Here is a 13,543-nt window from a genome sequence, read left to right as displayed (position 1 = left end):
CGCCGCCTGCTCCGGCGTCCTTCAGGACTGGAAGCGATAGCCCATCCCCGGTTCGGTCAGCAGGTGTGCCGGCCGAGCCGGGTCGGTTTCGAGCTTCTGCCGCAGCTGGGCCATGAACTGGCGCAGATAGTGCGCCGCGTCGTCATAGTTCGGGCCGCGGACGGCACGGATCAGCTCTCGCTGCGACACCAGTCGACCGGGGTTGCGGACGAGGATCTCGAGGAGCTGCCATTCGGTGGGGGTGAGCCGCACGTCGGCGTCCGCGCGGGTCACCCGATGGGCGCGGAGGTCGACGGTCACGTCGGCGAAGCTCACGACGGGGGCCTCGTCGGCGACGAGGGCCCGGCGGCTGACCGCACGGATTCGCGCCATGAGCTCATCGATGTTGAACGGCTTGGTCACGTAGTCGTCTGCGCCGGCGTCCAAGGCGTGCACCTTGAGCACGCTCTGGCTGCGGCCGGACAAGATCACGATCGGGACCGTCGTCCAGCCGCGTAGCCCGCGGATCACCTCCACGCCGTCCATGTCCGGCAGGCCGAGGTCGAGCACCACGATGTCGGGGTGACGCTGCGCGGCGACATCGAGCGCCTGTTTGCCGGTCGCCGCGGTGAGGACGTCGTAGTCACGGGCGCGCAGGTTCACGCGGAGGGCGCGCAGGATCTGGGGCTCGTCGTCGACGACGAGAACTCGCGTCACGGGGTGGCCAGCTCGCTGAGGTCCGCCAGCGGCTGCCTCGGCTGGTTGGCGGCGGGCAGCCGGACGACCATGGTGAGACCGCCCCCGGGAGTGTCTTGCGGGTTGAGCTCCCCGCCCATCGCCTCGGTCAAGCCGCGCGAGAGGGCGAGTCCGAGGCCGACCCCGGTCGTGTTGTCGGTGTCACCGAGCCGCTGGAAAGGCGTGAAGATCCGGTCCCAGTCGGCTGCCGGTACGCCCGGCCCGCGGTCGATCACCCGGATCTCGACCCAGCCCGAGTGTGCGCTGGCGGCGATGCGCGGCCGCGTGTTCGGCGGTGCGTATCGCAGCGCGTTCGCCGCGAGGTTGACGATCACCCGCTCGAGCAGGGCGGGGTCAGCTATCGCTTCGGGCAAAGTCTTGGGCAGCTCGACGTCGATTCGCGCAGCAGCCGTGCCGAGATCGTCGAGCGCCAGCGGGACCACTTCGTCGAGTCTGGTCGCAGAGCTGAGGACGGACATCGCCCCTGCCTGTAGCCGGCTGAGATCGAGCAGGTTCTCGACGAGTCGGGACAGTCGCTGCAGCGACTCGCGGGCCGTCGCCAGAAGCTCGTCGCGTTCATCCTCGGCCCACTCGACGTCGGTCGTGGACAAGCTGTCGACCGCCGCGGTGGCCGACGCGAGCGGTGAGCGCAGGTCGTGGCTGACCGCGGCAAGGAGCGCAGTTCGCAGCCGGTCGGCTTCGGCTAGTGGTCTGGCCGCGGCGGCGGCGGCAGCGAGCTCCCGGTGTTCGAGCACCGTAGCGAGCTGGACGGCGAAGACCGTCAGCAGGCGTTGCTCGCGGCCCTGCAACCGCCTACCGCTGACGATGAGCTGATGCTGGGCGTCGACCTCGGCCCGTCCGTCGTTGTACGCCGGGTCAGCGTCCTCGACGGTGCCCGAGGCTTCGAGGATCTGCCAGCTCCCGTCGTCGACATGGCGGACCAGCGCCGTACCGCGAAGCGAGAGCGCCTCCCGCAGTCGGTCGAGGAGGGCGGGCAGTGCGTCGTCACCGCGGAGCACACTGCCGGCTGCGGTTGCGAGGATTCGCGCCTCCGCGTTCGCGCGCGCCGCTTGGGTCGTGCGTCGCGCCGCGATGTCGACGACTGCGCTCACCGTCGCAGCGACGACCACGAAGGCGGCGAGAGCGATCACGTTGTCGTGCTCGGAGATCGTGAACCGGTGGATGGGAGGCGTGAAGTAGTAGTTGAGCAGCAGGCTCGCGACGACGGCCGCGACGATGCCGGGAAAGGCTCCACCGACGAGGGAGACCGCGACCACGACGATCAGGTAGCTCAGCAGGTCGCTCGTCAGATTCACGTCCGACCGTGCGTCGGTCAGGACCAGGGTGAGAACGGGCAGCAGGAGTGCTGCTTGCGCGGCGCCGGCGATCCGCCGCCGTGGCGTCAGGCCGCCGGTCAGGCTGGGCAGCGAGCGACCCCGGCCCATCTGCTCGTGGGTCACGATGTGGACGTCGATGTCGTCCGCCTGCCGGATCACCGCGGCGGCGTTGCCGGGCCCGGTCGCCAGCCGGTGCAGCGGGGATCGGCGAGACGCACCGAGGACGAGTTGCGTCGCGTTCTGGGCGCGCGCGAACTCGATCAGCGAACGTGCGATGTTGTCGCCCGTGACCTCGTGGTAGCTGCCGCCGACCGACTCGACGAGCGTTCGCTGTTGGGCCAGTAGCTGAGGGTTGGCCGCGGTGAGGCCGTCGGTTGCGCTCACATGGACGGCGAGCAGGTCGGCGCCACCGCGCGCGGCGATGCGGCTGGCGCGCCGGATCAGTGTCTCGCCTTCGGGTCCTCCGGTGAGCGCGAGGACGACGCGCTCGCGGGTCTCCCAGGTCGCCTCGATGCGGTGATCCTTGCGGTACTGCTGCAGGGCGACGTCCACCTTGTCGGCAAGCCACAGCAGGGCGAGCTCGCGGAGGGCGGTGAGGTTGCCCAGGCGGAAGTAGTTGCCGAGCGCGGCGTCGACCTTCTCCGACGGATAGATGTTGCCGTGGGCCATCCGGCGCTGGAGTGCCTCGGGCGTGACGTCGACCAGCTCGACCTGCTCGGCGCCACGCACCACCGCGTCGGGCACTGTCTCTTGCTGGCGGACGCCGGTGATCTTGGCGACGACATCGTTGACGGACTCGAGGTGCTGGATGTTGATCGTCGTCAGCACGGTGATCCCGGCGTCGAGGATCGTTGCCACGTCCTGCCAACGCTTCTCGTGCGCGCAGCCCGGCACGTTCGTGTGGGCGAGCTCGTCGACGCAGACGACCTGCGGGTTGCGGGCGAGGATTGCGTCGAGGTCCATCTCCTCGAAGTCGGCACCGCGATACCGGACCTCACGTCGTGGCAGCACCTCGAGGTCACCGATCATCGCCGCCGTGCGTGCGCGCCCGTGGGTCTCGATCAGCCCGATGACGACGTCGGTGCCGCGGGCCCGGCGCCTGTGGGCTTCGTCGAGCATCGCGTAGGTCTTGCCGACGCCGGGCGCCGCGCCCAGGTAGATCCGCAGGGTCCCGCGGCTCATGATCGACGCTGCGCCATCACGTCAGTGTCCTCTACTGGCCAGGAAGCCGGTCCAGGGCGAGATTGAGCTGAAGCACGTTGACGGCGGGCTCGCCCATGAACCCGAACGCGCGTGCCGAGGTGTATTTCGCGACCAAAGCAAGCACTTGATGCAACGGCAGCCCGCGCAGCCTCGCCACACGCGGCGCCTGCAGTCTCGCGTAGGTCACCGAGATGTCCGGGTCGAGTCCGGAGCCGCTTGCGGTGACGGCGTCCGGAGGGACGGGATTGGCCGGCCAGGCCTTGCCGGAGCCGCGGATGGCAACGATGGTCCCGATTGCGACGTCCTCGCCGTACCTCGCGCAGGTCACCGCCACCCCGTCGTACGTCGAGATGAAGGGCGTGGCCGGGCACGGTTGGTTGACGCTCACCACCTTCACGACCTTTCCGCTCACACCGGCGCTGCGGATGACCGACAGCACAGCGCCGACGCCCGTGGCTGTGCAATAGGGGCGCTGTCCGTCGACGCCGTTCTCCTCGCCGACCTGCCTGCTGCGGCTGCAGACCAGGGTCAGTAGCGACGGTGTGCCGACGGCGCCCTTCACGGCCGGGTTCGCGAGGGTGTCGACGATCGACTCCGGGCCGAGGTTGCTCGCACCGGTCGCGGTCGGGTCGTAGCCACCCGCGGACGGCCGGCTCTGGAAGTACTTCTCGATCGGCGCGCCGTCGCTGTCGGTGAACGACTGGCCGATCACCGCGGAGCCGACGACCCGTCCGTCGAGGTGGATCAGCGAGCCGTCGGCGCGATGGTGTAGACCTGGGATCTGCGCGATCAGCGTGACCGCAGCGGGGTAGCCGACGCCCAGCACGACGGTGAGCAGCAGAAGGATTCGCAGCGCGGCGAGGTGCTGGCGAGTCCAGCCGGGCATTCGGTTCATCGATCCTCACCTGATTCCGGGGACGAGCTGCACGAGCAGATCGATCGCCTTGATCCCGAGGAACGGAACGACCAGGCCGCCGACCCCGTAGATGCCGAGGTTTCGCCGCAGCATGGCCGCGGCGCTGCTGGGCCGGTACTGCACGCCGCGCAGTGCCAGCGGGATGAGCGCGATGATGACGAGTGCGTTGAAGACGACGGCGGACAGAATCGCGGACTGCGCGCTGTGCAGGTGCATGACGTTGAGCTTTCCCAGGCCCGGATAGACCGCCGCGAACATCGCCGGGATGATTGCGAAGAACTTGGCGACGTCGTTGGCAATCGAGAAGGTCGTCAATGCGCCGCGGGTGATCAGCAGCTGCTTTCCGATTTCGACGATCTCGATGAGCTTGGTCGGGTTGGAGTCGAGGTCGACCATGTTGCCGGCCTCTTTTGCTGCCGAGGTACCGGTGTTCATGGCGACACCGACGTCAGCCTGTGCGAGCGCCGGCGCGTCGTTCGTGCCGTCGCCGGTCATCGCGACGAGCCTGCCGCCGGCCTGCTCGGCCTTGATCAGCGACATCTTGTCCTCGGGTTTCGCTTCCGCGAGGAAGTCGTCGACTCCGGCCTCCTGCGCGATGGCTCGCGCCGTCAGCGGGTTGTCGCCAGTGATCATGACGGTGCGGATTCCCATGGCCCGAAGCTCGGCGAACCGCTCGCGCATCCCGTCTTTCACGATGTCCTTGAGGTGCACCACGCCGAGTGTGCGAGCGTGGTGGCCGATCCGGTCTGCGACGACCAGCGGCGTACCCCCGGCGCCTGAGATCGCGTCGACCAGCTCGTCGATTCCGTCAGGGACGACACCGCCTGCCTGCCGGACCCATCCGAGAACCGACGCGGCGGCTCCCTTGCGGATCTCGCGGGTCGCCTCGCCCTCGCGAAGGTCTACACCGCTCATCCGGGTCTGCGCCGTGAACTTCACGAAGCTGGCATGGGCGAGCTCTCCTGAGGCTCGCTCGCGCAAGCCGTAGCGAGTCTTGGCGAGGACGACGATGGATCGGCCTTCCGGTGTCTCGTCGGCCAGGCTCGACAGCTGGGCCGCGTCCGCGAGCTGCTCCTCGCTCACCCCGGCGACGGGGACCAGCTCGACGGCCTCGCGGTTGCCGATCGTGATCGTGCCGGTCTTGTCCAGCAGGAGCGTGTCGACGTCACCTGCGGCCTCCACCGCGCGTCCCGACATCGCCAGGACGTTGCGCTGGACGAGGCGATCCATTCCGGCGATCCCGATTGCGGACAGCAGAGCGCCGATCGTGGTCGGGATCAGGCAGACCAGGAGCGACACGAGGACGACACCGGTCACGCCGTGCGAGGTGAGAGCAAGCGAGTTCGGCGCGCCGGGCTGCTGCGCCTTGGCAAAGATGGCGAACGGCTGAAGCGTGGCCACAGCAAGCAGGAAGATGATCGTCAACGAGGCGAGCAGGATGTTCAGCGCGATCTCGTTCGGAGTCTTCTGCCGTGATGCGCCCTCGACCAACGCGATCATCCGGTCGATGAAGCTCTCTCCCGGCTGCTGGGTGATCTCGACCACGATCCGGTCGGAGAGCACCTTCGTACCGCCCGTCACCGAGCTGCGGTCGCCACCGGACTCGCGAATCACGGGCGCCGACTCGCCGGTGATCGCGGACTCGTCGACGCTCGCGATGCCTTCGACGACGTCGCCGTCGCCGGGAATCACCTGACCTGGCTCGACGACGACGTGCTGCCCCCGTTGCAGCTCGGCGGCCGGGACCTCGCGCTCGCGCAGGCTCGCCGATTCGCAGCCGGGTGACCAGTTGTCCAGCAGTCGCGCCTTCGTGATCGTCTTCGCGCGTCGCAGCGACTCCGCCTGTGCCTTCCCGCGGCCTTCAGCCACCGCCTCCGCGAGGTTGGCGAAGACGACGGTCAGCCAGAGCCAGACGGTCGTGACGATCGCGAACGCGGTGTGGTCTTCGAGCGCCAGCCAGGTCGTCCAGACCGATCCGACCTCGACGAGGAACATGACCGGGTTCTTCCACAGCGTCATCGGGTTGAGTTTGCGGAAGGCATCCGGGGTGGACTGCCAGAGCATCTTCGGGTCGAGCAGCCCGCCCGCAGTCTTGCCGGTGGCGGGCATCAGTGCAGCCCCTCTGCGAGCGGCCCGAGGGCTAGCGCAGGCAGGTAGGTGAGGGCGACCACGATGACCGCGACCCCGATCACCATGGCGACGAACAACGGCCGGTGGGTGGGTAGCGTCCCGTCGGACACCGGTACCGACCGTTGCTCGGCCAGCGAACCGGCCATGGCGAGCACGAAGATCATCGGGATGAACCGCGCCCCGAGCATCACGACACCGAGCGCCACGTTGTACCAGGCAGTGTCGACCGAGATGCCTGCGAAGGCGGAGCCGTTGTTGTTGGCGGCCGAGGTGAAGGCGTAGAGCACCTCCGAGAAGCCGTGTGCGCCGGTGTTGAGCATCGCGGCGCGCTCGCCCGGCAGGGCCATGGCCAGCCCCGCACCGACCAACACGAACAGCGGTGTGGTGAGGAAGTACAGCGACGCGAACTTCATCTCGCGCGCGCCGATCTTCTTCGCGAGGTACTCGGGTGTTCGCCCGACCATCAGGCCGCCGACGAACACCGTGATGACGGCGAGCACCAGCATCCCGTACAGACCCGAGCCGGTGCCGCCGGGCGCGATCTCACCCAACTGCATGTCGAGCAACGTGACGGCACCGCCGAGGCTGGTGTAGGAGTCGTGGAAGGAGTCCACAGCGCCGGTGGATGTCAGCGTGGTGCTCGCCGCAAACGTCGCCGAGTCCGCAACGCCGAAGCGCTGTTCGGTGCCTTCGGTCGACGCACCCACAGCCGCGGGAACGCTGCCATGGTGGACGTTCTGGAAGACGTTCAGCGCGACGACGCTGCCGAGGAAGAGCACGCCCATCACCGCGACGATGGCGAGCCCTTGACGGGTGTCGCCCACCAGCTTGCCAAAAGTCCGGGGGAGCGAGAAGCCGATGACGAGCAGCAGGTAGATCTCGAACCAGTTGGTCCACGACGTCGGGTTCTCGAAGGGGTGGGCGGAGTTCGCGTTGTAGAAGCCGCCGCCATTGGTGCCGAGCTGCTTGATGGCCTCCTGGCTCGCGACGGGACCCCCGGTGATCGTCTGCGTGCCGCCGGTGATCGTATGGATGGTCTGTGGGTCGTGGAAGTTCTGGATCGCACCGCCGCCGACGAGGACGAGCGCGGCGACGAACGAGATCGGCAGCAGGATGCGGATGCACGTACGCACCAGGTCGACCCAGAAGTTGCCGAGCCGGTCCGTCCGCGATCGGGAGAACCCGCGCACGAAGGCGATCGCGACCGCGATGCCGACAGCCGCCGAGACGAAGTTCTGTACCGCCAGGCCGAGCGCCTGTGCGGCGTACCCGAGTGAGGACTCGCCCGAGTAGGACTGCCAGTTGGTGTTGGTGGTGAAGCTCGCCGCGGTGTTCCAGGCCTGACTGGCGTGCATCCCGCCGAAACCGAGGTCGAACGGCAGGCTGTGCTGTCCGCGAAGGATCAGGTACACGAGCAGTACGGAGACGGCGGAGAAGGCCAGGACGCTGCGCAGGTAGGCGGCCCAGGTCTGGTCTGTGTCCGCGTCGATCCCCGCGAGCCGGTAGATCCAGGCCTCGGCGCGCAGATGGCGGCGGTCGAGGTACGTGCGCGCCATGTAGTCGCCGAGCGGGCGGTAGCTGGCGGCCAGGGCAAGGACGAGCGCGACGACGAAAAGCGCACCGGCTGTGGTGCTGCTCATCAGAACCGTTCCGGGAACAGCAGGGCGATGACGAGGAACACTCCGGTCGCCACGGCGAGGATCAGCCCGACCAGGTTGTCGGCGGTCATCGCCGCTCAGCTGCCTTCGCGATCAAGGCGAAGATTGCGAACAGCCCGACGGTCAGCATGACGAGAACGAAATCGGCCACAGCCGAAGTGTTCGTTGGGTGTGCATCGCGTCCAAGCGTCCTGACGCGACCCTGACGGTGGAGGCCGGAAACCCTGCGGCTTCCTGACGCGGCGCTAGCTAGGGCGGTCTGAGGGCGGGCTCGCGAGGAATCGGTAGCCCATCCCGGGCTCGGTGTGGAAATAGCGGGGACGCGACGAGTCCGGCTCGAGCTTGCGGCGGATCTGCGCGAGGTAGACCCGCAGGTAGTGCGTTTCGGCGTGGAAGCCCTCGCCCCACACCTGGCTGAGGATCTGGCGGCTGGCCACGAGCCGCCCGTCGTTTCGGACCAGCAGCTCGACGATCTCCCACTCGGTCGGCGTGAGCCGTACTTCGTGGCCCGCGAGGTTGGTGACCCGCTTCGCGCCGAGGTCCACCGTGAAGTGGTCGGTGCGGACGACCGGCTCGTCTCTGGCGGTCGTGACCGACCGGCGAGTGGCCGCCCGTAGCCGCGCGAGCAGTTCGTCCATGCCGAACGGCTTGGTGACGTAGTCGTCCGCGCCGGCGTCGAGGGCTGCCACCTTGTCGTGCTCGTGCTCGCGCGCGGACAACACGATGATCGGCGCCTCTGACCAGCCGCGGATTCCGCGAATCACCTCAACGCCGTCCATGTCCGGCAGCCCGAGATCGAGGATCACGACGTCGGGACGCTGTGCCGCTGCTGCGCGCAGGCCGCTGCGACCGTCATCGGCGGTGTGCACGGCGTAGTCGCGGGCGGCAAGGTTGATCCGGAGCGCACGGCGAATCGAGGCCTCGTCGTCGACGACGAGTACGGAGGTCATGGACGGGTGACGATCACTGGTCGACCGAGACCTCGCTCGGCGCCACAGCGATCCGAAGCGTGAGTCGCATCGTCAGACCACCGCCTGGCGTGTTGAGCGCTTCGAGCGTCCCGCCCATGGCCTCGACGAAGCCACGAGCGACCGCGAGCCCCAGGCCCACTCCCTCAGTGTTTCGCTGGTCGCCGAGCTGTTGAAACGGCTCGAACATGCGAGATTTCATCGCGTCCGGCACGCCTGGCCCGTGGTCGACGATGTCGAGGCTGACCCAGTCACGGTCACGTCGGGCGACCAGTCGGGCCGGCTGTCCCGGCGGGCAGTAGCGAACGGCGTTGCCGACGAGGTTGGCGACGGCGCGTTCCAACAAGCCCGGGTCGGTCGCAACGAGCGGCAGGTCGTCCGGGATGTCGAACGCGACCTGAGCCGCGTCGAGACCGTGGACCGCCAGCGGGGCGATCTCGTCGATTGAGATCGGCCGAAGCAGCGGTTGCAACGAGCCGGTGTGAACGCGACTCATGTCGAGCAGGTTTGCGATGAGCGCGTCGAGGCGGTCCGCGCTCTCCTCGATGGTGGCGAGCAGCTCCGCCTCGTCGCGCGGGGACCATGTCACGTCGGTCTGGCGCAAGCTGCTGACGCTGGCCTTGACGGAAGCGAGCGGCGTGCGCAAGTCGTGGCTGACCGCCGTGAGCAGCGCCGTACGCATTCGGTTTCCGGCGGCGAGCATCTCCGCCTGAGCGGCCTGCACCCGCAGTCGCTCCCGATCGAGCGCGGCCGCCGCCTGAGCGCCGTACCCTTCGACGGTCCGGGCCGACAGACGCGCGACGCGAGGTCCGAACAACCGCAGGCGAAGGTCGTCGCGAATCCGACTGGTCGACGATGCGCCGGACGCATCGCCGGCCGACGTCAGCAGGATCCAGCGCCCACTGACGAGCTCGTGCAGCTCGGCGCCGACCTCCTCGTGCTGGCTCAGGTGGTTGATCACGTCCGCTGCGGTGTCGTCGCCGCCGAGCACGGTCCGCGCGAGGGCGAGCAGCGTCGCGGACTCCTTGCTGCTTCGTCGAGCCAGGGCCGCGCGGCGGGCAGCGAGATGAACGACGCTGCTGACCGTGACGGCCACGGTGATGAACAGCAGCAGCGCGAACAGGTTCTGGGGCGAGTCGATCGTCCAGTTGTGCAGCGGGGGAGTGAAGTACCAGTTGACGAGCAGGCTGGCCGCAATCGCGCCGCCGACCGCGGGCCAGAAACCACCGATGAGGGTGATCGCGAGCACCGCGATCAGGTAGAGCAACAGGTCGTCGTCGAGACTCAGGTGTGGACGGACGGCGGCCAGGCTGGCGGTCATGAGGGGAAGCACGATGCTGCCGAACAGCACCGCGGCGACCTGGCGGCGCCGGCTGACCGCGACAGCCAGGTCGCGTAGCCGAACCGCCGGGATGGGCGCTTCGCTCACGATGGAATGGTCCCCCAGGGACTCGATGTCGTCGAACACCGACCACTCGATCTGACCACGCGCTCGCCCGACACGGCGCGCCGCACCGCCCAGCATGACGCCCACGACGGCGCAGTCCGCCAGAGCCACCAATGCGGTGAGCGCGTGGCGGCCGGACGCGTGGAGCTGACCGTACGGGGCGTGTGAGAAGCCGATCGCGGTCAGCCAGGCCATCGCGGCAACGAGTGGCGCGGCCGGGATGGCGGAGACCACGCTGGCGAGGAGGGTGATCACCGACGCAGCGACGAGCAGGGTGGTGGGACCGATTCGGCCATTCAAGGCGGCGGTCGTTGCGCCCAGCACGAGCAGCGCGGCGAACGCCGCGGGGAGGATGTAGGCGGCGTCGACCTGGCTGCGGACCCGTCCCACGCCCCCGTAGTAATGCGTGAAGAGCCCGGGGGTCGAGGACTTTGACGCAATCTTGACGGGTGCTTCGCGGATCTTGACGTTTTCCTTACGCCGCAGGGCTTTTGCCGCTTCTAGCCTCCGGACGTGACTTCACCCGTCGCGAGTTTCAAGCGCTTGCTCGTCGGCCGGCCGCTGCGCAGCACCCAGCTCCACGAGACGCTGCTGCCGAAGTGGATCGCGCTTCCGGTGTTCTGCTCCGACCCGATCTCCTCGGTCGCTTACGCGACCGAGGAGATCGTGCTCGTCCTTGCCGCCGGTGGGCTGGCGTACCTGTCCATGGCGAAGTGGGTCGCGGTTGCCGTGGCGGCGCTGTTGTTCATCGTCGTGCTGTCCTACCGGCAGACCTGTTACGCCTACCCGAGCGGCGGCGGGGCCTTCGCGGTCAGCCTGGACAACTTCGGCCCGGCTGCGGCGCTGGTCGCGGCGAGCGCGCTGCTCGTCGACTACGTGATGACCGTCGCGGTCTCGATTGTCTCGGGAGTGGTGGCGATCACGAGCGCGGCGCCGTCGCTCGCGCCGCACGCGGTGGCCATGTCAGTCGGCTTCGTGGTCGTCCTGGTGCTCGCAAACCTTCGCGGCGTTCGTGAGTCCGGGAAGCTGTTCGCGATCCCGACGTACTCCTTCGTGGTCCTCAGCTTCGTGATGTTCGGCTTCGCCGCCGTCAGAGGGGCCCTCGGTGACCTGCCACAAGCCGCCACGGCTCATCAGCACCTGCATCGAACGGTCGCGGTGGGCGGGCTCGCTACGGTCCTGCTTGCCTTGCGTGCCTTCGCCTCCGGATGCACCGCGTTGACGGGCGTCGAGGCGATCAGCAATGGCGTACCGGCGTTTCGCAAGCCGAAGCCGCGCAACGCCGCGTTGACGTTGTCGATGATGGGTGGGCTCGCCATCAGCATGTTCGTCGGCATCACGGTGCTCGCCCTGCGCCTGCACGCGCACGCGCAACCCGATGGGAACCCTTCGGTGATCTCCCAAGTCGCGGCCGCGTCGTTCGGACGCCACGACGTGTTCTTCTACCTGTACCAGGCGGCGACCGCGGCGATCCTGGTACTCGCGGCGAACACGGCGTTCAACGGCTTTCCCGGGCTCGCATCGATCCTGGCTCACCACCGCTACCTCCCGCGACAGCTGCACAACCGTGGCGACCGGCTGGTGTTCAGCAACGGAATCCTGATCCTGGGTGGTCTGGCGATGGCGCTGATCGTCGGGTTCGACGCGAACATCGACCGGCTGATCCAGCTCTACATCATCGGTGTCTTCACGTCGTTCACGCTCAGCCAGAGCGGCATGGTCAACCACTGGAACAAGGCGCTCGTCGAGGCGACGGGGGAGCAACGTCGCAAGATCAGGATCTCGCGCGTCATCAACGTGACCGGGGCGGTTGCCACGGCCCTCGTGCTGGTCGTCGTGCTCTACACGAAGGTGGTTCACGGGGCGTGGATCGCGATCGTCGCGATGGTCGCGCTGTACTTCATGATGCGCGGCATCCGCGCGCACTATCAGGCGGTCAGCGACGAGCTGCATGTCTCGCCGGCGGAGCAGCCGACGATGCCCAGTCGCAACCATGCCGTCGTACTGGTCTCCCGCCTGCACGTCGCGACGATGCGCGCTCTCGCCTACGCGCGGGCGACCCGGCCGAGCACGTTGGTCGCCGTCACGATCAATCTCGACCAGGACGACATCGACGAGCTGATGCAGCGCTGGGACGAGTACGAGGTCCCGGTCAAGCTCGTCGTCCTGGACTCGCCGTACCGGGAGATCTTGCGACCCGTGCTGCGTTACATCCGAGAGCTGCGACAGTCCTCGCCGCGGGACGTGGTGACGGTGTTCATCCCGGAGTACGTCGTCGGGCGCTGGTGGGAGCAGATCCTGCACAACCAGAGTGCGCTTCGTCTGAAGGCTCGGCTGCTCTTCGAACCGGGGGTCATGGTCACCAGCGTGCCGTGGCAGCTGCGATCCTCCGACCGCGCGGCCTGGCCATCGGAGTCGGCGGTCTAGCTGACGTGGGGCGCCCGTCGCCCATTGTCCGCGGTGTCCGATTTTCGTTGTAAATAAAGGGCTGCCGGGTCTTGACTCCCGCTCCATTCGAACGTATGTTCGAGTACATGGGGTCGGAGTTGGACGCCGCGATCCGGCGCACGGCTGACCGGATCACCCTGGCTGAGCAGATGCCGGTCGGTGGGCTGTTGATGCTCGAGATCGACAAGATCGCGGTGCTGCCGATGGATGCCTACTGCGCGGTGCGCCTGCACGCCCTCTACAGCAAGCTCGAGTCCCACCTCGCGGCGCGGCGGATGATCGCTGCCTCGGATGCGGTGCACCGGCTGCACGGCAAGCTCGACTTCCCGGTCGGGGAGGCGCGGATGCTGGCCGCGCAGGAGATCGCCTGCGCCACCCGCACCTCCTATGTCAGCGCGATGACCGGGGTCGGGGTCGTGGAACGGGTCCGGGAGTGTCTGGCGGCCTCGTGGGTGGCGCTGGACCGCGGTGAGATCACGATGGCGCACCTGACGGCGGTGGAGCGCGCGACCCGTCACTGCCCGGCGCACATCGCCGAAGCGGTCGACGCGCGGGTGGTGGCGTTGACGGTCGAACGGGCATGGACCCCGAGCCAGACCGCGAAAGCCGCCCGCACACTGATCGTGGCCCTCGACCCCCACGGCGCCGCGGACCGGGCGGCGCAGGCGAGCAACGACGCCGACGTGAGCTGCTATCCCGACTCCGATGGCATGGCCACCCTG

At 68.3% G+C, this 13,543-nt stretch carries 10 protein-coding genes; 2 read left to right on the top strand and 8 right to left on the bottom strand.

The annotated features are described in order from the left end of the window. Window positions 1-21: 21 nt before the first annotated feature. From VG899_15120 to VG899_15085, 8 genes are all read right to left on the bottom strand, one after another. Window positions 22-696, bottom strand: coding sequence for a response regulator (locus VG899_15120; GenBank protein ID HWA67691.1), 675 nt, complete (start codon window positions 694-696; stop codon window positions 22-24). Beyond that, window positions 693-3,233: an ATP-binding protein gene (locus VG899_15115; protein ID HWA67690.1), complete on the bottom strand. Its 2,541-nt coding sequence runs from the start codon at window positions 3,231-3,233 to the stop codon at window positions 693-695. Before VG899_15115 ends, VG899_15120 begins: the two co-directional genes overlap by 4 nt. A gap of 31 nt (window positions 3,234-3,264) precedes the next feature. After that, window positions 3,265-4,140, bottom strand: coding sequence for a potassium-transporting ATPase subunit C (locus tag VG899_15110; protein ID HWA67689.1), 876 nt, complete (start codon window positions 4,138-4,140; stop codon window positions 3,265-3,267). A 15-nt stretch (window positions 4,141-4,155) separates the two neighbouring features. Then, a complete protein-coding gene (gene kdpB / locus VG899_15105) occupies window positions 4,156-6,279 on the bottom strand; it encodes a potassium-transporting ATPase subunit KdpB (protein HWA67688.1) in 2,124 nt (707 codons plus the stop codon). Further along, on the bottom strand, window positions 6,279-7,940 hold the full coding sequence (kdpA, locus tag VG899_15100; protein HWA67687.1) for a potassium-transporting ATPase subunit KdpA: 1,662 nt from the start codon (window positions 7,938-7,940) through the stop codon (window positions 6,279-6,281). The genes kdpB and kdpA overlap by 1 nt, the downstream gene beginning before the upstream one ends. Next, on the bottom strand, window positions 7,940-8,029 hold the full coding sequence (locus VG899_15095; protein HWA67686.1) for a potassium-transporting ATPase subunit F: 90 nt from the start codon (window positions 8,027-8,029) through the stop codon (window positions 7,940-7,942). The genes kdpA and VG899_15095 overlap by 1 nt, the downstream gene beginning before the upstream one ends. A 174-nt stretch (window positions 8,030-8,203) precedes the next feature. Next, window positions 8,204-8,908: a response regulator gene (locus tag VG899_15090; GenBank protein ID HWA67685.1), complete on the bottom strand. Its 705-nt coding sequence runs from the start codon at window positions 8,906-8,908 to the stop codon at window positions 8,204-8,206. Window positions 8,909-8,921: 13 nt separating this feature from the next. Then, window positions 8,922-10,763, bottom strand: coding sequence for an ATP-binding protein (locus tag VG899_15085; GenBank protein ID HWA67684.1), 1,842 nt, complete (start codon window positions 10,761-10,763; stop codon window positions 8,922-8,924). A gap of 123 nt (window positions 10,764-10,886) precedes the next feature. Here VG899_15085 and VG899_15080 point away from each other — a divergent pair, with 123 nt between their 5' ends. Continuing rightward, on the top strand, window positions 10,887-12,800 hold the full coding sequence (locus VG899_15080) for an APC family permease (GenBank protein HWA67683.1): 1,914 nt from the start codon (window positions 10,887-10,889) through the stop codon (window positions 12,798-12,800). A gap of 107 nt (window positions 12,801-12,907) precedes the next feature. Next, window positions 12,908-13,543: DUF222 domain-containing protein (locus tag VG899_15075; GenBank protein HWA67682.1), on the top strand; the 636-nt coding region annotated here is incomplete at its 3' end.

Source organism: Mycobacteriales bacterium (genome assembly GCA_035550055.1).
Lineage (GTDB): Bacteria > Actinomycetota > Actinomycetes > JAFAQI01 > JAFAQI01 > DASZTV01.
This window is presented reverse-complemented; position numbering and strand designations above follow the sequence as displayed.

Bases quoted from the DNA above. Each gene is read 5' to 3' on its own strand.
- VG899_15115 (HWA67690.1), bottom strand. From the start codon at position 3,233: ATGAGCCGCGGGACCCTGCGGATCTACCTGGGCGCGGCGCCCGGCGTC.
- VG899_15110 (HWA67689.1), bottom strand. From the start codon at position 4,140: ATGCCCGGCTGGACTCGCCAGCACCTCGCCGCGCTGCGAATCCTTCTG.
- kdpB (HWA67688.1), bottom strand. From the start codon at position 6,279: ATGCCCGCCACCGGCAAGACTGCGGGCGGGCTGCTCGACCCGAAGATG.
- kdpA (HWA67687.1), bottom strand. From the start codon at position 7,940: ATGAGCAGCACCACAGCCGGTGCGCTTTTCGTCGTCGCGCTCGTCCTT.
- VG899_15095 (HWA67686.1), bottom strand. From the start codon at position 8,029: ATGACCGCCGACAACCTGGTCGGGCTGATCCTCGCCGTGGCGACCGGA.
- VG899_15090 (HWA67685.1), bottom strand. From the start codon at position 8,908: ATGACCTCCGTACTCGTCGTCGACGACGAGGCCTCGATTCGCCGTGCG.